At 66.1% G+C, this 23,825-nt stretch carries 23 protein-coding genes; 5 read left to right on the forward strand and 18 right to left on the reverse strand.

From position 1 onward, the window contains the following. Positions 1–21 precede the first annotated feature (21 nt). The 9 genes from AC1DD3_RS14660 to AC1DD3_RS14700 all read right to left on the reverse strand — a co-directional run bounded on the left by AC1DD3_RS14660 (position 22) and on the right by AC1DD3_RS14700 (position 9,537). Positions 22–903 (reverse strand): DUF4031 domain-containing protein, encoded by an 882-nt coding sequence (locus tag AC1DD3_RS14660; RefSeq protein ID WP_230119795.1) that lies wholly within the window; start codon positions 901–903, stop codon positions 22–24. A gap of 162 nt (positions 904–1,065) precedes the next feature. Next, positions 1,066–1,806, reverse strand: a complete 741-nt coding sequence (locus AC1DD3_RS14665) for a polysaccharide lyase (RefSeq protein ID WP_230119794.1) — start codon at positions 1,804–1,806, stop codon at positions 1,066–1,068. Between the two features lie 98 nt (positions 1,807–1,904). Beyond that, the gene (locus tag AC1DD3_RS14670) at positions 1,905–2,075 is read right to left on the reverse strand and encodes a hypothetical protein (protein WP_230119793.1); all 171 of its coding nucleotides are present in this window, start codon (positions 2,073–2,075) and stop codon (positions 1,905–1,907) included. Next, positions 2,075–2,449 carry a hypothetical protein gene (locus tag AC1DD3_RS14675; protein ID WP_230119792.1) on the reverse strand — a complete coding sequence of 125 codons (375 nt, stop codon included), beginning with the start codon at positions 2,447–2,449 and terminating at the stop codon, positions 2,075–2,077. The genes AC1DD3_RS14670 and AC1DD3_RS14675 overlap by 1 nt, the downstream gene beginning before the upstream one ends. Continuing rightward, complete coding sequence (locus AC1DD3_RS14680) at positions 2,439–4,394, reverse strand: hypothetical protein (protein WP_230119791.1); 1,956 nt, start codon at positions 4,392–4,394, stop codon at positions 2,439–2,441. Before AC1DD3_RS14680 ends, AC1DD3_RS14675 begins: the two co-directional genes overlap by 11 nt. Then, positions 4,391–6,511 (reverse strand): glycosyltransferase, encoded by a 2,121-nt coding sequence (locus tag AC1DD3_RS14685; RefSeq protein ID WP_476881994.1) that lies wholly within the window; start codon positions 6,509–6,511, stop codon positions 4,391–4,393. Before AC1DD3_RS14685 ends, AC1DD3_RS14680 begins: the two co-directional genes overlap by 4 nt. 1 nt (position 6,512) lies before the next feature. Beyond that, positions 6,513–7,613, reverse strand: coding sequence for a hypothetical protein (locus AC1DD3_RS14690; protein WP_230119789.1), 1,101 nt, complete (start codon positions 7,611–7,613; stop codon positions 6,513–6,515). Between the two features lie 60 nt (positions 7,614–7,673). Beyond that, entirely contained in the window at positions 7,674–8,654 is a 981-nt protein-coding gene (locus tag AC1DD3_RS14695) for a glycosyltransferase family 2 protein (RefSeq protein WP_230119788.1), read from the reverse strand. A 19-nt stretch (positions 8,655–8,673) separates the two neighbouring features. Further along, positions 8,674–9,537, reverse strand: coding sequence for a glycosyltransferase family 2 protein (locus tag AC1DD3_RS14700; protein ID WP_476881995.1), 864 nt, complete (start codon positions 9,535–9,537; stop codon positions 8,674–8,676). A 264-nt stretch (positions 9,538–9,801) separates the two neighbouring features. Between AC1DD3_RS14700 and AC1DD3_RS14705 the strand changes: the two genes are divergently transcribed. Continuing rightward, the gene (locus AC1DD3_RS14705) at positions 9,802–10,725 is read left to right on the forward strand and encodes a glycoside hydrolase family 16 protein (protein WP_476881996.1); all 924 of its coding nucleotides are present in this window, start codon (positions 9,802–9,804) and stop codon (positions 10,723–10,725) included. 15 nt (positions 10,726–10,740) lie between these two features. Here the strand turns inward: AC1DD3_RS14705 and AC1DD3_RS14710 are convergent, their stop codons facing one another. Both AC1DD3_RS14710 and AC1DD3_RS14715 read right to left on the reverse strand, forming a co-directional pair. Next, a complete protein-coding gene (locus tag AC1DD3_RS14710) occupies positions 10,741–11,628 on the reverse strand; it encodes a metallophosphoesterase (protein WP_476881997.1) in 888 nt (295 codons plus the stop codon). Between the two features lie 416 nt (positions 11,629–12,044). Further along, positions 12,045–12,380 (reverse strand): YciI family protein, encoded by a 336-nt coding sequence (locus AC1DD3_RS14715; protein WP_230119784.1) that lies wholly within the window; start codon positions 12,378–12,380, stop codon positions 12,045–12,047. Positions 12,381–12,609: 229 nt separating this feature from the next. Here AC1DD3_RS14715 and clpB point away from each other — a divergent pair, with 229 nt between their 5' ends. Next, complete coding sequence (gene clpB / locus AC1DD3_RS14720; protein ID WP_230119783.1) at positions 12,610–15,267, forward strand: ATP-dependent chaperone ClpB; 2,658 nt, start codon at positions 12,610–12,612, stop codon at positions 15,265–15,267. Between the two features lie 38 nt (positions 15,268–15,305). Here clpB and AC1DD3_RS14725 read toward each other — a convergent pair whose 3' ends face one another. Then, the gene (locus tag AC1DD3_RS14725; protein ID WP_476876186.1) at positions 15,306–15,806 is read right to left on the reverse strand and encodes a septum formation family protein; all 501 of its coding nucleotides are present in this window, start codon (positions 15,804–15,806) and stop codon (positions 15,306–15,308) included. Positions 15,807–16,234: 428 nt separating this feature from the next. Between AC1DD3_RS14725 and AC1DD3_RS14730 the strand changes: the two genes are divergently transcribed. Together AC1DD3_RS14730 and AC1DD3_RS14735 are read left to right on the forward strand one after the other, a co-directional pair. After that, the gene (locus AC1DD3_RS14730) at positions 16,235–16,468 is read left to right on the forward strand and encodes a DUF3073 domain-containing protein (protein ID WP_230120272.1); all 234 of its coding nucleotides are present in this window, start codon (positions 16,235–16,237) and stop codon (positions 16,466–16,468) included. A 273-nt stretch (positions 16,469–16,741) separates the two neighbouring features. Then, positions 16,742–17,566 (forward strand): VOC family protein, encoded by an 825-nt coding sequence (locus AC1DD3_RS14735; protein WP_230120268.1) that lies wholly within the window; start codon positions 16,742–16,744, stop codon positions 17,564–17,566. Between the two features lie 73 nt (positions 17,567–17,639). On the opposite strand, the gene purM is transcribed toward AC1DD3_RS14735, so the two are convergent. The 6 genes from purM to uraD form a co-directional block, all read right to left on the reverse strand. Beyond that, positions 17,640–18,833 (reverse strand): phosphoribosylformylglycinamidine cyclo-ligase, encoded by a 1,194-nt coding sequence (purM, locus tag AC1DD3_RS14740; protein WP_476881998.1) that lies wholly within the window; start codon positions 18,831–18,833, stop codon positions 17,640–17,642. Further along, positions 18,830–20,527 (reverse strand): amidophosphoribosyltransferase, encoded by a 1,698-nt coding sequence (gene purF / locus AC1DD3_RS14745; protein WP_230120265.1) that lies wholly within the window; start codon positions 20,525–20,527, stop codon positions 18,830–18,832. The genes purM and purF overlap by 4 nt, the downstream gene beginning before the upstream one ends. A 47-nt stretch (positions 20,528–20,574) precedes the next feature. Beyond that, entirely contained in the window at positions 20,575–20,958 is a 384-nt protein-coding gene (locus AC1DD3_RS14750) for a hypothetical protein (RefSeq protein ID WP_476881999.1), read from the reverse strand. 86 nt (positions 20,959–21,044) lie between these two features. Continuing rightward, positions 21,045–21,902, reverse strand: coding sequence for a fumarylacetoacetate hydrolase family protein (locus AC1DD3_RS14755; RefSeq protein ID WP_230120262.1), 858 nt, complete (start codon positions 21,900–21,902; stop codon positions 21,045–21,047). 11 nt (positions 21,903–21,913) lie between these two features. Then, a complete protein-coding gene (gene uraH / locus AC1DD3_RS14760) occupies positions 21,914–22,252 on the reverse strand; it encodes a hydroxyisourate hydrolase (protein ID WP_230120260.1) in 339 nt (112 codons plus the stop codon). Next, the gene (gene uraD, locus AC1DD3_RS14765) at positions 22,249–22,746 is read right to left on the reverse strand and encodes a 2-oxo-4-hydroxy-4-carboxy-5-ureidoimidazoline decarboxylase (RefSeq protein ID WP_230120252.1); all 498 of its coding nucleotides are present in this window, start codon (positions 22,744–22,746) and stop codon (positions 22,249–22,251) included. The genes uraH and uraD overlap by 4 nt, the downstream gene beginning before the upstream one ends. 386 nt (positions 22,747–23,132) lie before the next feature. Between uraD and AC1DD3_RS14770 the strand changes: the two genes are divergently transcribed. After that, complete coding sequence (locus AC1DD3_RS14770; RefSeq protein ID WP_476882000.1) at positions 23,133–23,816, forward strand: response regulator transcription factor; 684 nt, start codon at positions 23,133–23,135, stop codon at positions 23,814–23,816. Positions 23,817–23,825: the final 9 nt, after the last annotated feature.

Below are 23,825 nucleotides of genomic sequence, written 5' to 3' on the forward strand. Positions count from 1 at the left end.
CAGTCCGGCACGCGCCTGCGCTCAGCGGCCCGCCGTGTCGAGCTCGCTGCGGAGGTTCCGCCGGGCGGCGTCCAGCCACAGCGTGCGGGCGCGGCCGGTGTGGAACAGCGGATCGAGCGCGAGCAGCTGGCGGACGACGGCGGTCCTGCCGGCCGCGAAGTCAGCGTCGCCAATGTGCGCGTAGTCTTCCCGGACGGCGGCCACATAGCGGGCGTAGGACTCGGGTTCGCCGCCGAGAACTGACAGGTCCGCATCGCAGAGGAGGGCGCCGCCGTCGTCCCCGGATGCCGGCCGGTGGTCGGAGGTGAGGCGGACCAGCCGCGCCACCTCGGCGACGTCATCCGCGGGCAGGCCTGCTTCGGCAAGCCTGACTTCGGCGAGCCGGGCCGACTCCTCCTCGTCCTGGCCGGCGATGCCTTGGTAGACGGCGTCGTGGAACCAAGCTGCGAGGAGCACTGTGAGCGGCGGTTCGTCGGGTCCGGTGAGCAGGTCCAGGGCCTCAAGAACCGCAAGCAGATGGGTACAGCCGTGGTAGCGGCGGTGGCTTTCGCTCCAGCGGTCCAGAAGGTCCAGGAAGAGGGCGTCGTGGCCCGGCATCACCGCGTTCCAGCGGTTCAGCAGCGGAACTTTCAGGGATTTGTTGCGCTCGCGGGCGGGGATCCTGAGTCCGCTCGCAATGAGTTTCCGGACCAGGACCCGTGCCTCCACGGGAATGGCGCCTGCCACCACCAGGTCGTCGAAGCGCCGCTCGGGCACGTCGTAATGGTCGCCGTCGAAGGCCCGTTCAGGGATCTCCGCCGCTGCGGCGAAGGCGTGCAGTTCCGCCAGCGAGGAGTCCGAGATCAGGTGCGAGAAGTGTGTTCCGTGCGCAGGCCAGAGAGGCGGATCCAGGTAAACGGCCATGGAGGAAGTCTAGTCCCCGGGGCCATCGGGATCCCGCGCCCAAGGGCCCCGGTGATCCCGGCAGGCGGCCGGTAGCCGCCTGCCGTTCTGGAATGTGCGCGGAAGGACGAATGTGCGCGGAAGGACGCTTCGTACTGCACGTCCGGGTCGGTCGGGCCGGCGCTATGAGCTGGACCGCTTGACCACGACGTCGTCGATGTATTCATCTCCCATCTGGCGGGAGTGTTCGGCTCCGAGCTGCACGGCGCTCACACTCGAGGCGCCCAGGTTCTGTGCGGTGCTGGAGAATTCCTGGAGACCGTCGAACCACACCTTGATCGTGGAGGTGCTGCCGTTGGCCCTGACCTGCATCGTGGCCCGGTGCCAGGTGTTCAGCGGAATGGTGGAGGACTTCAGTTTCGTGTAAGTAAACGTCCCGCTGGGGCCCGTCACGCGGAGCCAGAGCTGCCCGTTGCTGTTGTAGCGGTAGATATCCGCAATCCGCGTGCCGCCCGAGAAGAACCGGATGTAGGGGACGTCGTTTCCGGCGAGCCCGGCGGTGGTCACATTGAACCAGCCGTCCACGCCGGCTGTCTTGGTCCCGGCTGCCAGAGGCAAAGACATCAATGCGACGGACCCGGAATCTGCCGTCACGTGCAGTTTGGCCGAACACAGGCCGACATGGTCCGTGGTGCTGCTGACGGCGGCTGTGCCCGTCCCCGCCGTGCTCGGAAGGAACGGCGAGAGGGATCCTTCGAAGCTGGTGGCTGCGACCGTCGTTCCGGTGATCGTGCTGCTGGTTGGAGTGGTCTGTGGCGTGCGGCAGGTGACCGCGCTGGCCGCCTGCGCGGAACCGAAGACCAACCCGCCGGTAATGATCACCCCGAGGCTGCCAATGGTGCCGAGTTTCTTAAGCTTGCTCATTTCTGTGTCCTCACTATCTTGTTCGGGTCTTGGATTACCGGTCCCCTACGGCGGTCCCGGCCCTGCAGCTAGTTAGGCCGCGCCGGGTGCGAAATGCTTTAAAACAGCTGGATAAGCCGTGCCACGAGCGAAACGCAGATCAGGGAAAGGAGAGCTGCAGCAGTGTAGATTGCGGCTTTCGGAAGCGGTGTGTCCGGCCGCCTGATGCGGAGGACGTCGCACGTGACCAGGGTCACGACGGTGGCAAATCCCGTCAGGAAGATGAGCATTATGCACCTACCAGGGCTTCACGGGACCGCTTGGCGCCGAGCGCCAGGAGGCCAAGGGTGATGAGTGACAGCAGGAGCACGGCCACAGGCGGGGACCACATCCGCGCAAAGACCATGGCGGTGGCCACAATGGTGGAAAGCGCCAGGCTGGACGCGACCGCGATTGCTATGGCCAGCGGGAGAGTACTGTGCTTCTCCACCTGGTCCGGGGATCCGAACCGCAGAAGCATGACCAGGGCTGTTCCCGGTCCCGCGAGCAGGAACAGGCCGATCACCACCAGCCGGAGTCCTTCGGGGCCGACGAATGAGAGGGGTATCGCGGCCACGGCCACGGCGGCCACAGCGTAGCTTGCGTATTTTTGATCAAATGCCATTGCCTGCTCCTTTGATGTGGAAGACCACGCCGCCGGCGTTTTCGAAGACTTTCGACCAGCCGGGGCTGGTGCCGCACGTCGCAATGAAGTGGTCGAGATCGCCGGGGGGAGTGGTGCCGAGAAGATCCGCGGCGCGTTTTTGGCTGGTTGTGACGATCAGGTAGGCGCCCGACCGTTGGGCGATTCTGTTGCTCGCATCGCAGGTCAGAGGATCCGGATTGGTCCTTGGCTGGGCCGCGAGGAGTGCCCGGTAGTCATACTCGGCGTATTTTTGGAACTGCCACGGAGTATTTCGTATGGCCTCGATCAGGATTGAGCCGTTCGGTGCCGTGGCGTAGAGGCGGTTGACGAGGGAAACTTCGTCCTGGGTGAATTTTTCCATGCTGTCATTGCCATAGCGGGTAACCACTGTGGCCGTGGCAAGGACCGAGCCGAGGAGCAGCAGGGCGAGCGCCCTGCGCCAGCCCGGGGTGCCGTTCCGGTCCGGGATGAGGGTGAGGACCGCCAGGCAGGCCGCGAACGGCAGGCTGAACATGTACAGGCGGAGAAGCAGTTCGCCGCCGTAGGGCTGGCCGGGAATCAGCGCCAGCGGCGCCACAGCCCCGAGCGCCGCCGTGAGCCAGGCTGTCCGCCGCCGGTGGGCCATGAAGGCGCCCAGTGCGGCCAGAATCCACACAAATGCCACCTCGGCAAGGCGAATGTAGACCACCAGCACATGGGAATCGCTGCCGGAGACGCGCTGGGTGACGGCACCGAGCGTGTTGGCCTGGACGTCACCGAACGATCCGAAGAGCTGGCTCAGGTGGCCTTCGAAGTAAGCCGAGGCCACGAACACCAGCCAGGCCAGCGGCAGTGCGACCGCGAGGAGGGGAAGGAAAGGCAGTCGGAGCCGGCCGCTCAGGAGGAAGACCGCCAGGATCGGGATGACCGCGAACGGCGTGAGCTGGTGCGAAGCGGTCATGGCGACGAGGAAGCCCGCGCACACCACTACCAGCACGGCTGCGTCGGCCGGGGGAGGACTCGCCATGCCCTGGTGCGGAACGGTCGGGTCAAGCTTCGATACGCCGCGCGCCAGCGATGCGGTGAACCTGTTGGTGCCGGTGGGCCACGCCCAGCCGCTGAACGCACTCAGCACACAGGCAAGCAGCGTGACGAGCAGCAGGAAGGCGTAGGCCTGCGGGGACAGGTAGTCCTGCCCCACCCAGCTGGTGAGGAAAAAGATCCAGACGCCGGCCCAGGCCTGCCGGGGCTGGGAGGTGATCCTTGTTGCCAGGGCCAGCAGGGGCGCCAGCAGCAGCAGGTTGATTCCCAGGGGGGCCCAGGTGGCGACGCCGATCAGGTCCTTGACACCGGTTGCTCCGGAGACCAGCCCCAGGAAGTCGAAGAAGCCCGGCCAGTTGAAGTAGGCGTCGAGGTTCGGATCCAGCTGCCCGGACTTTGCGATGTGGTCTGCAATGCCCAGGTGGCGGTAGCTGGCCTCGAGCCGCGGCAGGCCATGGATGATGGGGTCGGCGGAATGCAGGATGACCACCATGACCAGGACCTGCCCGGCCAGAAGCGCCGGCGTGTGCCGCCGCAGATTCAGGGTGGCCACAAAGCCCGTCAGGCTGAGGGCCAGGGCCACGAAGAAGGCCGGCGGCAACGCTTCAATGAGCCCGGTCCCGCCAATCCGCTCCGGATCGACGTTCAGCAGGCTCCAGATGCCGAGGGCAAGGGCAGTCGCGGCCAAGGCTGCCAGCGCTGCCAACTTCCAGGGCGGTGACGGCTCATGATGGACGACGGCGGGTGGAACCGTGCCGCCGTGCTTGGCACTGCTGTGCTTGGTTTCGGCATGCTTGATTTCGCTGTGTTTTGCGTCGCCATGTTTGGTGCCGCCATGCTTCGTTTCGGCGTGCCGGTGGGGCGCGGGTGCCGGAGGGGCGGTCGGCGTGGGTTCGGGTGTCATGGTTGCTCGATTCCAGTCGGCTGGTGGAGTGCCGCTGACGGAACCTGGGCCGGTTCAGCGGCGGGCGTGGCCGAGGTGAGATTCCTCAGGCGCCAGAGGGCGATCAGCGCTGCGGCCGCCTGGGCCGCGGACCAGAGCGCGGATACGCCGGTGAGGCCATATTGCTGGGCCACAACGGCGGCGGGTGCCACCACCAGCACGGCGGCCAGAACGGCTACTGCCGTGGCTTCGACGAGACGGCCCTGCGCGCGGCACAGGCCGAAGTAGACCTGAGTGATGCAGCTCAGAAGCAGGGCTGGCACCAGGACTGGCAGCAGTGTCCAGGCGGCCGCGTACTGCGCGCCCAGAAAACCGAGGAGGTAGGGGCCGGCCAGGAGCAGGATGGCTCCGGCTGCCAGTGTGAGGGCGAGGCTGCTTCTGAGAGCCGAGGACACGAGGCCAGGTTTCGACCGGTCGCCCGCCAGGGCGGTCTGAAGCGAGAACCCGGCGGACTGCGGCACAAAGAAGACCGCCGACGCCATCATCCACACGATGTACCAGGACGCTGTCGCCGAGGTTCCGAGCGTGGCAGCGACGATCAGCGGCAGCAGGTAACCGGGTGCGCGGTCCGCGAGCATCAGTGCGTGGTTCGGAAGCCCCGGCTTCAGCAGCTTCACGGCGGGGCCAAACCGGAACCCGCCTTTCCAGTCCGGGGAGGTGCTGGCCTGGCGGAGCTGGCGCAGTCCTACGAGCACGCTGGCCAGGGCACCGGCCGCCACCGCTCCCACCACAACCGTCAGCTCGCGGGCGCCTGCCGCCAGGGAAATTCCAAGGAACGCCAGCTGGACCAGGCTCTGGGCCAGACTCCGGACCAGGGTGCGGTCGGCGCGCTCCTGCGCCACTCCCACGTGGTCCAGCTGATAGGCGGAGGCCGCGAAAAGCGCGGTTGCCATGAAAATGATGGTGACTGCGGGGTCGTTCCAGGCTTCACCAACGCCCGCGCCGAGCGCGTGCGTCACTGCGGCCACTGCGCCGGCAACAACCACCGACGCGACCCCCACTGTCAGCAGGCTGCTCGCGATCAGGCGGCGTCCGCCGTCGGACTGTGCCGGAAGAAGGGTGAGCGTGGCCGGCCCGACGCCGAGCATCCCGAGCTGCACGGTCAGCAGGGCCGCGGCAACCACGGCGGAGCCCATCCCGATTTCCGCCGGCGGCATCGCAAGCGCCGCGAGCGCCCAGAACAGGAACCCCGTGACCATCGGTGCCACCCGCGCTGCGGTCAGCCACGCGGCATTTCCGCCGACGGAGAGGCCGGCGCCTGGCGGGCGGAGGATTTCGCCGAACATCGAGCGGTAGTTGTACAGGAGGAAACCGGCCCAATACGGCAGGAAGCGCGGCGCGTGCAGGAGCGACAGGCCAACCCCGCGGACCGTTGCCAGCAGCGGCAGGGCCACAAGCCAGCCGGCGCGGGCCGGGTGCTTGCGGATGGTCCGTGCCAGGCCGGCGCCGTCCTGGAGCCACTGGTCACGGGCGCAGTCGAACGTGTCGATGAAGCGGTGCCGCACTACCGTGGTGCTGGAGACGCCCAGCCGGTAGCCGGCTTCCTCCAGCCGTATCCTCAGCTCGATGTCCTCGCCCGAGCGGAAGGTGTCGTCGAAGGCAACCGACATCAGTACTTTCCGGCGCATCAGGGTGGCGCAGACTCCGAACCACGACCGGACCCGGCTGTGGTTGTGGTGCCAGGCCAGGGCCGCCCCCCAATATCCGGGACCGTCGGATTCGCTGGCGAGGCCGAACTGGAGCCCGTCGTAGCCGCCGGCCTTGAACTCGTCCAGCAGGCCGCCCAGGGAACCGGGCGGAAGAACCACGTCGGCGTCGATGAGCGCCACGGCATCGCAGCAGGCGTTCTCGACGCCGAGCATCCGGGCCGCGGGCAGCCCGCGGCCCTCGTCGGAAATGACTCTCGCTCCGAACGATCGTGCGATCTCGGCCGTGTCATCCGTAGAACAGCCATCCACCACGATGATCTCGCGCGGCTTTTCGCTGCGGATGGATTCCAGGCATTCCGCCAGCCACTGGGCGGCGTTGCGCGCGGGAACCACCACCGATACTTCAAGATCGCTGACGTGGCGCCTCATCTCACTCCTCCAGCTTTGAGCTGATCAGGTTCGCAACGTAATCGGAGGTCCGGTCCGCGGACCACGAGGCGGGGATCCGCAGCAGGGAACACGGGACGCCGTCGAGGGCTTGCCGCACCACTGCTGCCTTGTGGGCGAAGTACTCCTCCAGAGGAACGAGGCCGGTAGCGCCCAAAGCCTCCACGAGCCGCCGCGAAACCATGGGCAGCTCAGAGTGGAAGTTCCCCACGATGCGCGACGTCATCCATTCGGTGCTGCGTGTTTCCAACCGCGCATCGGAACCGTCGAAGCGTTCAAGGAAGATCGCCAGCCTGGTAAGCGCCCCCGATGAGATGCGGCCCGGGCCGAAAACCTCCTCGGGATGCACCATCCTGTGTTCAGGGGACCAGCGGCGGGTGAAGGCCGCCGTCTTTGGATATCTCACGATCACCGGGTGCACCGCGGTGGCAAGCCGGGCCACTGAATTGGTGAGCCAGCCCGGCGCCAGCGGCTTGCGGGCACCACTGAACATGTCCGGGTAGATGGTCTTGTGGTGGGGCTTGAGGAACATCGGTTTCGCGTACCCCATGAGCATGCCGTCGGAACCCAGGAAGGCCCAGTCATCGGCCATGAAGCGCACCCCGGGTTTGGCCACCAGCTTGGCCACTGTGCTGGTCTTGCCCACACCGCCCCACGCAGGAAGCAGAACTCCGGAACCGCGGTAGTCCACCACGGCCGCATGAATCATCGCGGCGTTCTCCCTGATGCAGAGGGCGTCGAGCAGCGGGATGACAGCCGTCAGCAGCTCGCCGTTGCCCTGAACGGCATAGCCGTCACGGGTTTCGATGATCTGTACTCGGTCCGCGGGAAGGTAGAGCGAGTCTGCCGTGAAGCGGTAGGCATCCTCGGCGTGCGACTGGTCTGTCACCGCCGTCATCTCTCCGCTGACATGCAGGCGGAGTGGCGCGTGGGATCCGCCGAGAAACGGGCCAAGCATGTCCCGCAATTGCGATTCGCCGGGAGTGCCGGGGGCCACGTCGATACCCACGAGACCGTGGACATCAAAGCTGGCGCCTGCGGGCGCACCCGATTCCTTCGTTACGCTGCGCTCAGACTGGCTCATGATCTGCGCTTCCGGCTGGCGTGGCGGTTAAGGCGTGGCTGTGTTTTGGATTAATGCAAATCAATTGACTTCCCTCCAGCTGGGTCGTGCTCCGTTTTGCTTCGATTCCGCGTCTATGGGGGCTGCTGGCAGGCGCCGCCCGCGGACGTACCCGCAGGTGGTGACGGCCAGTACGGCGATGATGGTCATGGCGCGGCCCAGGCCCGCCGGATCCTTGCCCTGGACCCGATCCCTGATGCCGACGAACACCGCACGGGGCAGAATCTGCCGGACGTAGCGCCGTTCCGGTCCGAGTGCCCGCTTGTGCCCGACAATCTTGCTGACCTGTGCCTTGGAAATGCCCTCGGACCAGGCGCGCCGCAGCATGTAGTTCAAGGTGCCGCGCTGGGCGGGAACGAAGTGATGCACGAGGGCAGCGGGTTCGTACACCACACGGGCGCCCGGCGTGCCGATGACCGCCCTGATGCAGATCTCCGTTTCCTCGCAGCCGAGCGGCAAGGAATTTTGTCGGCCCAGGGAGGTGTTGAAGCCACCCACGACGTCCAGTACCTCGGAGCGGAATGACATGTTCGCGCCGATCACGTTGCGCACTTCCGCGGCCACCCTTGGCATCCCCCGGTGGGTGCAGCCGACGATCCAGTCGAGCTCCTCCGCGAAATAGCCCGGACGCCCCTTTTCCCACACGGGAACGGCTCGTCCGCCCACCGCCAGGACATCGTGGTCGTCGTAGAGCGCCGTCAGGCGTTCCAGCCAGTCCGGTGCCGCCTGGGCGTCGTCGTCCAGGAAGGCAACGATGCCGGCGGTGGCGGCGGCGGCGCCCGTGTTGCGTGCCCCGGACAGGCCCTTTGGGCCGGTGTTTTCCAGGATCACGACGTCCGACACCGTGAAAATGAGCCTCTTGTAGAGGTCCATGTTGTAGTCGACAACCACAATCGTCTGCTCCGGCGGAACCGACTGGCCCCGGACAGACTCAACGGCTGACATCAGCAGGTCCCAGCGATCCTCCGTGTAGGAGCAGATCACGACGGAAACCGCCGGCAAGCCCTCAGTATGATGCATGTTAGTCGCCCGCCATGAGGCCCAGGACAGTCTGGGGATCGGTTGGAATGTGAGGAAGGGAAATGCTTGGGTACTTGTACTTCACGCGCCTGAGTGCCTCCGGCCGGGCGCCAGCCGTGGGCGCCTCCCACCCGACGCACTCGCGGGCAAGGGTCCGGAGGACGCGCCAGCCGTCGCGAAAAGTGTGGAGGTTCGAGTTGCCGGAGATGCGGTTGAGCTCGTTGCTGGGGACCTCTGCGATCCGCAGCCCGGCCCTGGAGGCACGGACAATCAGTTCCGTCTCAATCTCGAAGCCCTCAGACTGGAGCTCCAGGATCTGCAGGCACTCACGGCGCATCGCGATGTAGCCGTAGCAGAGATCCGAGAAATCGCTGTGGAGCACGAGGTTGGCCAGGCCGGTCAACGCCCGGTTGCCGGTGCTGCGAAGCAACGTGATGTCCTCGGAACCTCCGCCCGTGACGTAGCGGGAACCCTTGACGAAGTCGAATTCGTGCTGAAGCGGGGAAACGAACCAGCCGATCTCCTGGGGGTCCATGCTCCCGTCTGCATCGAGCATGACGATGATGTCGCCGGAGGCTGCGGCCAGGCCGGCCCGCACCGCGAAGCCCTTGCCGGCCTGCGGTTCGGAAACCACCACGACGTCGAGGCGGAGGGCGCGGGCGACGTCTACTGTGCTATCCAGGGAACGGCCGTCGACGATCACCACTTCGTCTACATAGGAGGGCATTCGTCGAAGGACCCAAGGAAGATTCTTGGCCTCATTCAGGGTGGGGATAACCACGCTGACCGAAGCCAAGGGCGATGGAGCAGGTAAGTCTGCGCGCAGACTGGAAACAAGAACAGGGATGGTCACTAGCCTCACCACTCAATGGAGTTGTATGCCTTTGCCAACCCGCAGCAGCCTTCCCGGTCTCCCGGGAAGTAGACCAAAGCGTTTGCTGCTGCGTCGGAGGCAACTTGCGTGCACTCCCCCTCGTTTATGTTTTATTTATCAACTTGGGAAAACCTTGGGGTTCCTTGGGGTCACCCCACTTTTGGGGGTCGATGAACGCCGGGATCGGCGCAACCCCCAGTTTTGGGGGTCGCTAAATCCTAGGAAGCGTGAAGTTCGCGGTGCCAGACTTGCCGCATGTTTTTCTCAGCCCAGTGGAGCATCCGTCCGCGCAGGGGCCGTCCGCGCCGGGGCCGGCGGCGCCGTTACGGCCTCCGGAGCCTGGCCACGCTCGCGGCGATGGTGATGCTCGCCGGATGCGGATCCGTGGCCAACGAAGCCCGGCGGTTACCGCTCGGGGAGCTGCCCCCTGTCGACCCCCTCATCAGCAAACTGCCGGTGGGTGACCTGCCCGGCTGGAAACAGGTGTTCCTCGAGGACTTCGACAAGGGCAACGTTCCCGTGGGCAGTTTCCCGGGCGATGCGTACGGCCAGATGTGGAGCGAGGGATACAAGGACGGGACCCCTGACACGGCGGGACAGACGGGAACGAAATCGGGCTACTACCCGTCCAAGGTGCTGAGCGTGAAGGACGGGACCCTGGACTGGTACCTCCATTCCGAGGACGGCGTCTCCATGGGCGCCGCGCCCACACCCAAGATCCCGAATGACAGTTCGAACCCGCACCGGGCCAACAGCCTGCTCTACGGAAGGTATTCGGTCCGCTTCAAGGCCGATTCCCTGCCGGGCTTCAAGACAGCGTGGCTCCTGTGGCCGGACAGCGGGGCGTGGCCGCGGGACGGCGAGGTCGATTTCCCTGAAGGCGATCTTTCCAAGACTTTCTACGGTGCCGTGCACAAAATGGGCAAAGACCCGCAGGACCAAGACCTGTTCGACTCCCAGGCAACGTTCGAGACGTGGCACGTCGCCACGATGGAGTGGAGCCCGGGCAAGGTCGAGTTTTTCCTCGACGGCCGCTCACTCGGAACAGGAACGGAGAGCACGCCGACGACCCCCATGCACTACATCCTTCAGACTGAGTCCTGCCTGCGGGGATGCCCGGAGCCCGAGACGGCGGGACACGTATCCGTGGACTGGGTGGCCGTCTGGAAACGCGGCTGAGGGGAGTGGTAAGAACTACTTCCGTTCAATGGTGAAGTCGTCTGTGAAGCTGTAGCCTTCGGCGGGGACGAACCTGGCGGAGAGCCGGCCTGCCGTGGCGGTGACGTCCAGGGTGCCCAGTGCCGCATCGCGGTTCCTGCCCGACATGGCGGCAAAGTACCGGGCTTCGGAATCGTCGCCGTGCACGTCGTAGAAGCCCACCCCGCCCGTGCCCACAGTTGCGAAAACCGTTCCGGCACCGTGGACCATGCTTTGATCGGAATCAGCAATGCAGCCTGTCGAAAAAGCGTCGGGCACGACATTGGCACACGGAACACCGACGCGGAGCTGGTGCGTCCGCTGGTACGTGTGTTCATGCCCCGTCAGCACCAGGTCAACGTTCTTGTCCACCAGCAAGTTCATGAAGTCCTTGCCCGGCTGGCACTCGTACTTGCCCACGCTGAGGCAGGGTGCGTGCATGCCCACCACGGTCCAGGGAATCCGCTTCGACTCTGCTCCGTCCAGGGCCGCCGCGGTCCAGCGCCAGCGCTCGCTGTTCCTTGAATAGTCCAGGTTTTTTCCGTCGTGGAAGTCAATGCCGGGAGACACCATGACGAACCGCACCAGGGGGTTCCGTTCCGGGACATCGACGTACCACTGCGTGCCGTAGTCCCCCTGGAGGCCCGGCAGTTTGTTGGGCAGGCACCTGACGATGTTCTGGATGTCGCCGTCGTGGCCATCACTTTCGTGGTTTCCCGTGACGACCTGGTAGGGAAAATCGGAGCCCAGTTTACCCGTGACCATGTCGCAGAACTCCTGCTCGAGCCCGGCCTCGTAGGAGTAATCCCCCAGTCCGAGATTCAGCTGCGGCCGGAGCCCGGCAATGGTGTCCAGAACGCGCCGGGCCCCGTCGCCGAGGCCCACGTCGCCTTGCGCCGTGAAGTGGACAGAGGGTTCTGCCGGCTCCGACTGAGTGGGCGTTGCGCTGGGGCTTGGTGTTTCGGTCGGCCGCGATGTTGCGGTCGGGGAAGGCGCTGGCGGGCTCGATGTTCCCGGCGAACCGGTTGTGGGTGGCGGGCTCGACGGCGGGGGCTGCGGCGGGTCTTGCTGGCACCCGGTCAGGAGCAACGCCAAGGCCAAGACGGCGGCCGGAACCCGTCCTGCCAGCTTCCGCGGAGTGGACGGTCCAGTCATGATCCCTCACATCACAGAACGGCACCTGATGACGCGGATCAGCCCGAGGCGATAGCGCGACAACTGCTTGGCCCCAGAGTAACGCCGGCTGCGCAGCTTAGGCCATAGCAGAGGCTTCGCCCGTCATCCCGCGTCGCCTCCCTCCGTTACATGCCCGGGATGTCGAGGGCCTCGTAGACCTGGATGTTGGCGCCGGGCATCATCAGGTGCGGGTGGCCCTCGAGCAGGGCCAGGGCGCCGTCCATGTCCTCTGCCTGAAGGATGCCGTACCCGCCCACGTTCGTGCTGGTGTCGGAGGTTCCGGTGGCGCTGACCTCTTTGCCGGCGCCCAGCGGATTACCCATGTCCACGATGCCGCCACCCGCCCGCTGGGCCCACTCCATCCAGGCCTTCATGCCTTCTTGGGCGGCCTCGGGGGTGCTCTCAGCCATTTGCGCTTGTGCCGACTGCGGGGCGTTGTAAAGAACAACAAACTTCGTCATGTCAGGTCCTCTTCTCGAGTGTGCTGATGAAACCATCATCGCTGGTCACGGGTCGATCCTAGGGGGATTCCGGTGGCAGGGATACAGTTCAAGGGCGATGGTTTTCCCGAAGTTCATCTGCCCCGAAAGGGCCGTTCGCTGTGGGCAAACTGGGACCTCTCAGGCTCTTTTGGCAAAGTTGAGCGTATTAGACTCAATTTACTTAATCGCATCCCGGAAGGAGCTCTCTTTGGACGCCAAATTCACCACCAAGAGCCAGGAGGCTCTCTCTGCGGCAGCCATGAACGCGTCAACGGCCGGAAATCCCCAGGTGGAGCCGGCCCACTTGCTGAAGGCGCTGATGGACCAGCGGGACGGCGTCGCCGTCGCCCTGCTCCGCGCCACCGGGACGGACGCGGATGCCGTCAGCGTGCAGGCCAGCACGGCCATCAAGAAACTGCCCGCAACGTCGGGAAGCTCCGTCCAACAGGCGCAGCTGTCCCGCACGGCCCTGCAGGCCATCCAGACCGCGCAGAACGAGGCGGACAGGCTCGGGGACTCGTTTGTCTCCACCGAGCACCTGCTGCTGGGCCTTTCGGCCGGGAGCGACGGCGTCGGAAAGCTTTTGCGCGACGCCGGCGCCTCCCACGAAGCGCTGCTCGCCGCGGTGCCCGGGGTGCGCGGGGACCGCACCGTCAACAGCCCTGATCCCGAAAACACGTTCCAAGCCCTGGAAAAATTCGGTACGGACCTGACCGCCATGGCCCGCTCCGGGAAGCTGGACCCGGTGATCGGCCGCGATACGGAAATACGGCGCATCATCCAGGTGCTGAGCCGGCGCACCAAGAACAACCCCGTGATCATCGGCGAACCCGGCGTGGGCAAGACGGCCGTCGTCGAGGGCCTGGCCCAACGGATCGTGGCCGGCGACGTGCCGGAAAGCCTGCGCGGCAAGACCCTCATCGCGCTGGACCTCGCGTCCATGGTGGCCGGTGCAAAGTACCGCGGCGAGTTCGAGGAGCGGCTCAAGGCCGTATTGGAGGAAATCAAGAACTCGGACGGCCAGATCGTTACGTTCATCGACGAGATCCACACCGTGGTGGGCGCCGGCGCCACGGGCGAGAGCTCCATGGACGCCGGCAACATGCTCAAGCCCATGCTGGCCCGCGGCGAGCTGCGCCTGATCGGTGCCACCACGCTTGACGAGTACCGCGAGAACATCGAAAAGGACCCCGCTCTGGAGCGCCGCTTCCAGCAGGTGTACGTGGGTGAGCCGAGCGTGGATGACACAATCGGCATCCTCCGCGGCCTGAAGGAGCGCTACGAGGCCCACCACAAGGTGGCCATCGCGGACTCCGCGCTGGTGGCGGCGGCGTCGCTTTCCAACCGGTACATTTCCGGGCGCCAATTGCCGGACAAGGCCATCGACCTCGTGGACGAGGCCGCCTCCAGGCTGCGGATGGAGATCGACTCCGCGCCGGAGGAAATTGACCAGCTGCGCCGACAGGTGGACAGGCTCACCATGGAGGAGCTGGCCCTCGCCAACGAGAAGGACGCGTCCTCGGTGGAGCGTCTTGCCGCGTTGCGCGCGGACATGGCGGACAGGAAAGAGGAACTCGCCGCCCTGAACTCCCGCTGGGAGGCGGAGAAGGCAGGCCTGAACCGCGTGGGAGACCTGAAGGCCAAGTTGGACGAGCTTCGGTCCGCCGCGGACAAGGCCCAGCGTGAAGGCGACCTCGAGACCGCCTCGCGCGTACTCTACGGCGAGATTCCGGCGCTGGAGCGCGAACTGAACGCCGCCGCAGAAGCCGAGGCCGCCGTCACGGACAAGTCCGGTCAGATGGTGGCGGAGCAGGTCACTGCTGACGACATCGCCGAGGTCATCTCGGCCTGGACCGGCATCCCCGCCGGCCGCATGCTGCAGGGTGAAAGCCAGAAGCTGCTCCACATGGAGGAGGAACTCGGCAGGCGCCTGATCGGCCAGTCCAAGGCCGTGGCCGCCGTGTCCGACGCCGTCCGCCGCGCCCGCGCCGGCATCAGCGATCCGAACCGCCCCACCGGCTCCTTCCTGTTCCTCGGCCCCACCGGCGTGGGCAAGACCGAACTGGCCAAGGCGCTCGCGGACTTCCTGTTCGACGACGAACGCGCCATGGTGCGGATCGACATGTCCGAGTACAGCGAGAAGCATTCCGTGGCGCGGCTCGTGGGGGCGCCCCCCGGCTACGTGGGCTACGAGGAAGGCGGTCAGCTGACCGAGGCCGTCCGCCGTCGGCCGTATTCCGTAGTGCTGCTCGACGAGGTTGAAAAGGCGCACCCGGAGGTCTTCGACATCCTTCTGCAGGTGCTCGACGACGGCCGCCTCACCGACGGCCAGGGCCGCACCGTGGACTTCCGCAACGCGATTTTGGTGCTGACGTCCAACCTGGGCAGCCAGTTCCTGGTGGACCCCATCCTGGACGCCGAGGCCAAACGCAATGCCGTGATGGCTACGGTGAACGCGTCCTTCAAGCCGGAGTTCCTGAACCGGCTGGACGAGGTGGTGCTGTTCGACCCCCTGACAGTGGACGAACTCGCCAGGATCGTGGAGCTGCAGGTGGCAGAGCTGTCCGGCCGGCTTTACGAGCGGCGGCTCTCGCTCGAAGTGACCGACAGTGCCCGCGCCTGGCTGGCGATGTCCGGCTTCGACCCGGCGTACGGCGCCCGCCCGCTGCGACGGCTGGTCCAGCGCGAGATCGGCGACCGCCTCGCCAAGGCCATCCTCGCCGGCGGAATCGCGGACGGCGACACTGTGCTTGTGGACACGGCCGCCGACGTCGACGAACTCACCATTGAGGGGCTCGAGGCTATGGCAGGACCCGGTGGCGGCGCTCCCGCCGGAAGCGGCCTTTCGGTCCGCCGCAAGGGCTAGTCGCCGCCCGCCCGCGCCTAGGGGACGCCCGCCCGCGACTAAGGGAGCAGGCTGGCCTTGATGATGTTGCCCGCGTCCGCGATGACGTAGCAGTCGACGCGGCGGTCGCCTTGGCCCCAGCTGTCGCTGCTGGGGTAGGCAAGCCTGTAGCTCAGCACATAAGCGTTGGATTTGCTGGTCAGGGCCGCAGCTTGGCAAGCCTCCCGCGCCTTGGCTTTCATCGCTACCCTGCCGGGGTAGGAGTCCCCGGCAGGGTAGCGGTGGGCTGCCACGAGCTGCGCCGAGTGCTCGGTGGTGCACGCCACCACGGTGGCGCCGGTTGCTGATGGGTCAAAATCCTTGAAACAGTCGCCAACCCTGAAGTCCAGCGGGCTCACGCCCTTGAGTGGGAGCTTGGGGCGCGGCGATGCGGACGGAGCGGCGGCGGAGGCCTGCCCGTTGGAGGCACCCGGCTGTTTCGCGGCCTCCAGCGTTGCGGTGGCCAGCAGCGAAGTCAGTGTCCAGGTGAGCAGGCCGGCCACTCCGAGCAGTGCCACCACGAAGGCCGCCTTGAACAGGTTCTGCCTCAGTTCGGCCCTTGGCTCCGGGGCCGGCCGGGCTCCGGGATATGGCGAGATATCCTCCGGGGCGGTTTGCGGCGGCGCAATTCTGGGTGGGGCAGCCGGGGGCGGCGGGATGGCCCGCGGCCCGGCGCCGGGGACTGGATTGTCATCATTCACTTGGGGCGGCACCCCTTTCCAAGACCGGATATTTCAGTCGTTCATGAGACTCTATCGAACAAAAAATCCGTGCAACCCCCTGATTACGGCGGTTGTTGCCCTCCACCGGCCCGGCCGACGCGCCCGTGGCGAGCAGTTGCCGCCGAAAGCATGTAATCTAGGGATACGACAAATTGACCAAACATTCCGGGGCCTCACCGATAGCCAAGGTGACCACCTCCGGTCCAAGTACAAAAGGGGGTCACGCCATGGGGCGCGGCCGTCAAAAGGCAAAAGCTACCAAGCAGGCTCGGGACATTAAGTACTACTCCCCGAACACTGACTATTCGGCCCTTCAGCGTGAGCTCACGGGCCCGGGAAGTCGTGCTACGAGCCATTTCGCGAATGAACCGGTCGAACCGGACTATTCAGCCTACGTGGATAAGTACGCGGACGATTTGGAAGACGACGACGACGAGGTTGACTCCCGTCGGATCGGTTAGTCGTTACAGCCTGAACCTGCCGTAAGGCAGTCAGCTGCATGCTGCCGTCGTGCACCTTGTGTGCGTCGTTTGTGTGCGTAGTTCAATTCCGGCACCCCGTTTGGAAGTCTTCTTTCCAAAGACCAGGTGCCGTCGCAATCATCAAAGCCCGCCGGGCATGCCAGTTAGTGGCGTGCCCGGCGGGCTTTTTGCTGTTCTGGATTCCGCCTTCACCGGCGGGCCTGTTCACGTCTAGGCTGAAGAAGGTTTCTCTCCAACGAAGGGATAAGCGGCATGGTTCAGCGCAACGGATACACACGAGGCGAGTTGTGTTGGGCCGACGTCCAGACGCCGGATGTGGCGGCCGCGAAGTCGTTCTATGCGGCGGTGTTCGGCTGGCGTTACGAGGATCTGCCCACGCCGGACGGGCGCAGCTACGGCCAGGCGTTCGTGGACGGTGATCTGGTGGCAGTCGTCGCGCCGCAGCCTCCGCAGCAGCAAGGCACGCCGGCGCAGTGGAACGTCTACTTCGCTGCTGATGACGCCAAGGCCGTGGCCGAGGAATCCCCCCACGCGGGCGGAACCGTGGTCTTCGGCCCCGAGGAAGTGGGGGACACCGGCGTCATGGTGTTCGTGGAGCCGCCCGGCGGCGGCAGCACCGGCGTCTGGCAGGCCGGAACGCACACGGGCAGCGGGCGGTACAACGAGCCCGGCGCGTTCGCCTGGGCCGAACTTCTCACGCCCGAGCCGCAGGCCGCCGTCGGATTTTTCCAGCAGGTGTTCGGCCACGAGGTGACGGAATATCCGCAGGACGACGGCGGCACGTACACCACGCTGATGGTGGACGGCGCGGAGGTGGCCGGCGTCGCCCCGGCGCCCGAGGCAGATGAAAGCGCCCACTCCGAGGCTGGGGATTCGCCCGACTCAGACGGGGCCGAAGCCCGGGCGCGCCTGGGCTGGCAGGTCTACTTCGGTGTCTCCAGCGTCAAGGAAGCCGTGCTGGCGGCCGTGGCTGCCGGTGCGGAGGTTCTCGTGGAGCCGGAGTTCGATGAGGACGCCGGAACCATCGCCACGCTGAAGGATCCGCAGGGCGGAGTGTTCAGCGTCCTTGAGGTTTAAAAACGCATCGAGTGCTCCGTAACTGCCGTTATGAACCTTCTAAACGGCAGTTATGGAGCAATCGATGACGACTTTAGGCGTAGGTGTTGACCATGCGGACGGCGCCGCCGTCAACGCCCTTGGCGCCCTGGACGTAGTCCGGACCGGTCTTGAGGATGGAGTCGGAGTCCGCGCTGACCGTGCCCATGATCCAGGACGGCAGGCCTCGCTCGTTCAGGCGGGCCACAGCGGCGTCGGCGACGTCGGCGGAGACGATCGCCACCATGCCCACGCCGAGGTTGAGCGTGCGCTCGAGGTCTGCGAGGGGTACGCGGCCGAGTTCGGAGACCAGCTTGAAGATGGCCGGCAGTTCCCACGTGGCGCGGTCCACCGTGGCCACCAGACCCAGGGGCAGGACGCGGGCCAGGTTGGCTGCGAGGCCGCCGCCGGTGACGTGGCTGAAGCCGTGCACGGCTCCGCGGCCTGTGGCAGTGTCAGTGGCCACCGGGAAGGCGCGGGCGAGGTCCAGGCAGTCAGCGGCGTAGACGCGGGTGGGCTCCAGCAGTTCCTCACCCAGCGTGCGGCCGAGTTCGGAGACTTGGCGGTCCAGGGCCCAGCCGGCGTGGTTGATGACGCGGCGGACCAGGGAGTAGCCGTTGGAGTGCAGGCCGGAGGAGGCCATGCCGATCACCACATCGCCGGCGCGGACCCGATCCGGGCCCAGGAGGGCGTCGGCCTCGACCACGCCGGTGGCAGCGCCCGCAACGTCGTATTCGTGCTCGCCCAGCAGGCCAGGGTGCTCGGCGGTTTCGCCGCCCACGAGGGCGGTGCCGGCGACGGAACAGGCCGCCGCGATGCCGCGGACGATGTCCGCGATGCGCTCCGGGACCACCTTGCCGCAGGCGATGTAATCGGTCATGTAGAGCGGTTCGGCGCCCACCACCACGATGTCGTCAACCACCATGCCCACGAGGTCGAAGCCGATGGTGTCGTGGATGTCCATGGCCTGGGCGATGGCCACCTTTGTGCCCACACCGTCCGTGGACGTGGCCAATAGCGGGCGCTTGTAGGTGAGAAGCTTCGAGACGTCGTACAGCCCGGCAAAACCGCCGACGCCGCCAATCACCGACGCGTTGTGGGTCGCCTTGACGGCGTCCTTCATGAGTTCGACGGCGCGGTCGCCCGCTTCGACGTCGACGCCGGCGGACGCGTACGTGATGCCGGCGTTGTTCTGTGCCAAACGGTTCTGGGCAGCGTTCATGTCAGCAGTGGGAGAGGCGGAAGTCATACGGACTCTTTCTTGTCAGCGCCGACGGGGGCAGCGTCGTGGTGGACATCAGGCACGCGGTCGGCCTCGGTCAGCAGGTTCTCAAACTCGGAATCCGGTCCGGGATCACAGCCCGTTGCGCCGGGCTTCTCCGCAGGGTCTTCGGTGACGGGAATGCTGTCCGGGTTGCCGTCGGCTGCGGACGCGGGCTTGGAGAGTGCGGCAGAGCCCGCTGCGGGCAGCCCGCCGAGGTCCGTGCGCTCCAGCAGGTTCTTGCCGAGCTTGTCCGCGCCGGGAAGCTCGATGGGGTACTTGCCGGTGAAGCAGGCGGTGCAGAGACGTTCGCGGGGCTGACGCGTGGCGTCGATCATGCCGTCTTCGGAAATGTACGCGAGCGAATCGGCGCCGATGGCCTGCGAGATTTCCTCGATGGTGGCGCCGTTGGCGATCAGCTCTGCACGGGAGGCGAAGTCTATGCCGTAGAAGCAGGGCCACTGCACGGGCGGGGAGGAGATCTTCACATGCACGGACGCGGCCCCGGCCTCGCGAAGCATCCGGACGATCGCGCGTTGGGTGTTGCCGCGGACGATCGAGTCATCCACCACCACAACGCGCTTGCCGCGGATCACGGACTCGAGGGCGTTGAGCTTGAGCCGGATGCCCAGCTGGCGCAGGGTCTGCGAAGGCTGGATGAACGTGCGGCCCACGTAGGAGTTTTTGACGAAGCCGTGCGCGAACGGGATGCCGGATTCTTCGGCGTAGCCCACAGCCGCGGGAGTGCCGGATTCCGGGACCGGAATGACGATGTCCGCTTCCTGGGTGTTTTCGCGGGCCAGCTGGCGGCCCATTTCCACGCGGGATTCGTACACGGAGCGTCCGGCGATCGCAGCGTCGGGGCGCGCGAGGTAGACGTATTCGAAAACGCAACCGGCCGGCGTCGGCTCTGCGAAGCGCTGGGACCGCACGCCCTGCTCATCGATGGCGATGAATTCGCCGGGTTCGATCTCGCGGATGAAGCTGGCGCCGACGGTGGCGAGGGCGGACTGCTCGGAGGCAACCACCCAGCCGCGCTCCAGCCGGCCGAGGACCAGCGGGCGGATGCCGAAGGTGTCGCGGGCGGCGTACAGGGTGCCTTCGTCCATGAAGACGAAACAGAAGCCGCCCCGGATCTTGGGGAGCAGTTCGATGGCGGTCTGTTCGAGGGTTTTGCCCTCTTCGCCTTCGAGGAGTGCGGTGACCAGGGCGGTGTCAGAGGTGTTGCCCTGCTTCATTTCGCCGCTGAGCTGGCCGCCGTTGCGTTCCGTGATCATGGCGTTGAGTTCGGCGGTGTTGGTCAGGTTGCCGTTGTGCGCCAGGGCAACAGTGCCGGTTGCGGTGGCGCCGAGGGTGGGCTGGGCGTTGGCCCAGTGGCTGGCTCCGGTGGTGGAGTAGCGGCAGTGGCCCACAGCCAGGTGCCCGGTCAGGGTGTTCAGCGTCGTCTCGTCGAAGACCTGGGACACGAGGCCCATGTCCTTGTAGACGTTTATCCGCTTGCCGTCGCTGGTGGCTATACCAGCGGACTCCTGACCGCGGTGCTGCAATGCATACAGCCCGTAATAGGTGAGTTTTGCTACTTCTTCACCTGGTGCCCAAACCCCGAAGACGCCGCAAGCGTCCTGAGGGCCTTTTTCGCCAGGGAGAAGATCATGAGAAAGTTTTCCATCGCCGCGTGCCACTGGTCGATTATCTCACGTCATCAGGTAAGGAACTTCCGGCGGCCGGTTTATGACCGGAGGCCGGGTTCGCTGCCGTTGTCCCGCGGTTGCTCCTGCGCTGGGGGCTGTTCCGTCTCCGTCGCGGCCTGTTCGGCGTCGGCAACGGTTTCCGGTACGGCTTCGACGACTGCCTGCTGCGTGCGCCTGACGCTCAGCCGGTCCAGGATAAGCGCAGCAATTGCGCCGAGAATCACACCGCCGGCCGCACACATCACCATGAAGAAGCCGAAGACGGAGCCGGGGTCGTAGCTGGCGTCGCCGGGAAGCGCGTAGGCGATGATTGCCGCCACGGCGATGCCCAGGAGTCCGCCCAGGATCAGGAACGGGACGTACTTTGGCGCGCGACGTACAGTGATTTCGCGCCGTTCAGGGGTGGGGTGGTCAGAAGCCATGCCCTCTAGCCTACTGTCATCGGGAGCCCGGTACCGGAGCCGGGTTTGACGCCGGTACCGGGCGGCCGCCAGAAAACCGCAAGGGATCAGGCCGGAGCAGCCGCGTCGACGAGCCGCTGCCGCTGTTCGCCGAGCAGCCCTCCGCCGGACATCCGCATGACGTCTCCGGCCCTGAGGTACGGGAACCGGCCGGACAGGGCAACGCCGGCCGGGGTGCCTGTGGTGATGAGGTCGCCGGGTTCGAGCACCATGTACTGCGAAAGGCGGCGGACCAGCTCGGCGGGCCCGAAGACCATGTCCTGCGTCGAACTTTTCTGGCGCGGTTCACCGTTGACCCATGACGCCAGTTCGATGGCGCCGGCGTTGGCGGCGGTGGCCGGCACCAGCCACGGGCCTACCGGGTTGAAGGTGGGGCAGGACTTCCCCAGCGACCACTGCGGTCCGGAGTGTTCCAGCTGGTACTCGCGCTCGGAGACGTCGTTGGACAGCACGAATCCCGCGATGCAGGCGGCAGCCTCGGTGTCGGACTTCAGGTAGCTGGCCTGCTGGCCGATCACGACGCCCAGCTCCACCTCCCAGTCCACGCGCTGTGCGCCGGGAGGGATCACGACGTCGTCGTTGGGTCCCACCACGGTGTTGGGGTGCTTGAAGAAGATGATGGGCCGCTCCGGCAGCGGAAGGCCGGATTCGGCCGCGTGCGCCGCATAGTTCAGGCCGACGCCGATCACCGCACCAGGACGGGCGATCGGCGCGCCGATCCGCTTTCCCTCCATGGCTACGCGCGGGAGTCCCGTCAGGTCGAGCTCGTCCAGCTGTCCGGCCCACGTCTGGAGGAAGCCGCCGTCGATGTCTGCAGTGACGGGACGCAGGTCGTACGCCTGGCCTTCGTCGTCGATGATTACGGGGATCTCGTTTCCCGCCGTGCCAATGCGCATCAGCCGCATGGTTGTCCCTTTCAGCTGCCGCGGTAGGTCGAGTAGGCGAACGGGCTCAGGAGCAGCGGCACATGGTAGTGCTCCGTCCCGGTCACCTCGAAGATGAGGTCCACCTCGGGAAAGAACGTGGCCGTGCCCTGCCCCGCGTAGTAGGCGCCCGTGGCGAAGTTGAGCCGGTAGTTGCCCGGTGCCAGCTCCGCGGGGCCGAGGTCCTTGGCGCGGCCGTCGGCATCGGTGGTGCCGTTTGCCAGTTGAGTCCAGCTGCCGCCGTCGTTCGCATAAAGCACGACGGCGACGCCCGCCGCCGGGCGGCCGGCACCGGTGTCCAGGATGTGGGTGGTGACGTGGGAAACGCTCATTCGCTGATCACTCCTTTGAGCCGCAGCAGGGCGATTTCGCGCAACTGCCGGGCCACAATGACGTCTTCTTGATCGGGGGTGTTGGCCAGGCGCTCGTTCAGCGCGGCCAGGATTTCGGGAGCCGTACGGCCGGCGGCGCGGATCAGGAAGACGCGGCCGAACTTTTCCTCATAGGCGCGGTTGCCGGCCGCCAGAGCCTCCGTGACCGCCGTGTCCGCGGGGTCGACGCCGGACTGTTCGGAACGCGACATGGACGCCTCGGCGGTCGCCGCCGTCGGGCGTTCCCCGATCCGCGGGTGGTGCGCCATGGCGGCTTCTACTTCCTCCGCGGTGAACGGGGCGGCGGCCCGGCGGGCGAAGCCGAGCAGCGCCTCGCCGGTGGCGAAGGGCCGGGCGTCGGCGATCTGGTCCACCCAGCGCTGGATGTCGATGCAGGGCCGGAGGGCCGCGCTGGCGTCGGCGCGGTCGGCTTCGTTGAATTCGGCAAGCTTCATGCTTGGTGATCCCTCGTGCAGGTGCTGGCATCCATGGTGACGGCTATGCGGAGAGCCGGGTCTTCTTCCGGCGAAACCGAGACGAACTGCTGGCGGTTTCCGCATCATGGAACTGTTATTTCAGCATACGTAATAGTGAAGCCGACCGGAAGCGCCGGTGTCAAGAGAGTACCGCACGGCCGGTGGTGGCTGCGGGTCACATTTCCTCCGCACCGATCATGGCTGCGCTTGGCGTTTAAAGAACCCAGCATGAACTCGGCGAGGGCGGCGCGGTCCGATCGTCGCTGGTGCCTCGGAAATCCAAGAGTTGTCCAAGAATGGTGCCGCAATCCCCCTGTTCCGTGTGTATCCCCAGCGGTTTCGGCCCAGCGGGAACATAATCAGGTATGCAGATCCTGGTTGTTGAAGATGATGAATCGGTTGCCGCCGGCGTCCTTGAAGGACTGGTCCGCGCCGGATTCCAGACCAGACACGTGGCAGACGGAAAGACGGCCCTCGCCGCAGTACGCGGCTCGGGCCCTGACTTCATACTCCTTGATCTTGGATTGCCGGACATGGACGGCACCGACGTGTGCCGCGAAATCCGCGCGCTGACCCTGACCCCTATCATTGTGGTCAGCGCGCGGGACGAGGAGATAGACAGGGTGCTGGCCCTGGAACTCGGCGCGGATGATTACCTCGTGAAGCCGTTCGGCATGCGGGAACTCATTGCCAGGATCCGGGCGGTGGCACGGCGCTCCGATGACCACGCAGGGGAGGGCCAGGCCGCTGGCGGGAGTGCCAGGCAAATCGGCACGCTCAGCATTGACCAACGTTCGCGCCGCGTGCTCGTGGACGGCATGGAAATCCACCTGACCGTCAAGGAATTCGAGCTCCTGTACTACCTGGCGGAAGACCCGGGGGCGGTGTGCCCGCGTAGCGACATCCTTCGGGCCGTTTGGGACGGCAACTGGTACGGCACCACAAAGACGCTGGACGCGCATGTGGCCGCGATCAGGAAGAAGCTCGGGGACCCGCGCTGGATCGAAGCCGTGCGCGGGGTGGGATTCAGGCTGGACGTCCCGGGATGAGGTGGCGGC

The organism is Arthrobacter sp. 05T444, assembly GCF_056395905.1.

Coding starts and splice junctions, on each gene's coding strand:
- AC1DD3_RS14660 (WP_230119795.1), bottom strand. CDS start 903: ATGGCCGTTTACCTGGATCCGCCTCTCTGGCCTGCGCACGGAACACAC.
- AC1DD3_RS14665 (WP_230119794.1), bottom strand. CDS start 1,806: ATGAGCAAGCTTAAGAAACTCGGCACCATTGGCAGCCTCGGGGTGATC.
- AC1DD3_RS14670 (WP_230119793.1), bottom strand. CDS start 2,075: ATGCTCATCTTCCTGACGGGATTTGCCACCGTCGTGACCCTGGTCACG.
- AC1DD3_RS14675 (WP_230119792.1), bottom strand. CDS start 2,449: ATGGCATTTGATCAAAAATACGCAAGCTACGCTGTGGCCGCCGTGGCC.
- AC1DD3_RS14680 (WP_230119791.1), bottom strand. CDS start 4,394: ATGACACCCGAACCCACGCCGACCGCCCCTCCGGCACCCGCGCCCCAC.
- AC1DD3_RS14685 (WP_476881994.1), bottom strand. CDS start 6,511: ATGAGGCGCCACGTCAGCGATCTTGAAGTATCGGTGGTGGTTCCCGCG.
- AC1DD3_RS14690 (WP_230119789.1), bottom strand. CDS start 7,613: ATGAGCCAGTCTGAGCGCAGCGTAACGAAGGAATCGGGTGCGCCCGCA.
- AC1DD3_RS14705 (WP_476881996.1), top strand. CDS start 9,802: ATGTTTTTCTCAGCCCAGTGGAGCATCCGTCCGCGCAGGGGCCGTCCG.
- AC1DD3_RS14715 (WP_230119784.1), bottom strand. CDS start 12,380: ATGACGAAGTTTGTTGTTCTTTACAACGCCCCGCAGTCGGCACAAGCG.
- AC1DD3_RS14730 (WP_230120272.1), top strand. CDS start 16,235: ATGGGGCGCGGCCGTCAAAAGGCAAAAGCTACCAAGCAGGCTCGGGAC.
- AC1DD3_RS14735 (WP_230120268.1), top strand. CDS start 16,742: ATGGTTCAGCGCAACGGATACACACGAGGCGAGTTGTGTTGGGCCGAC.
- purM (WP_476881998.1), bottom strand. CDS start 18,833: ATGACTTCCGCCTCTCCCACTGCTGACATGAACGCTGCCCAGAACCGT.
- AC1DD3_RS14750 (WP_476881999.1), bottom strand. CDS start 20,958: ATGGCTTCTGACCACCCCACCCCTGAACGGCGCGAAATCACTGTACGT.
- AC1DD3_RS14755 (WP_230120262.1), bottom strand. CDS start 21,902: ATGCGGCTGATGCGCATTGGCACGGCGGGAAACGAGATCCCCGTAATC.
- uraH (WP_230120260.1), bottom strand. CDS start 22,252: ATGAGCGTTTCCCACGTCACCACCCACATCCTGGACACCGGTGCCGGC.
- uraD (WP_230120252.1), bottom strand. CDS start 22,746: ATGAAGCTTGCCGAATTCAACGAAGCCGACCGCGCCGACGCCAGCGCG.
- AC1DD3_RS14770 (WP_476882000.1), top strand. CDS start 23,133: ATGCAGATCCTGGTTGTTGAAGATGATGAATCGGTTGCCGCCGGCGTC.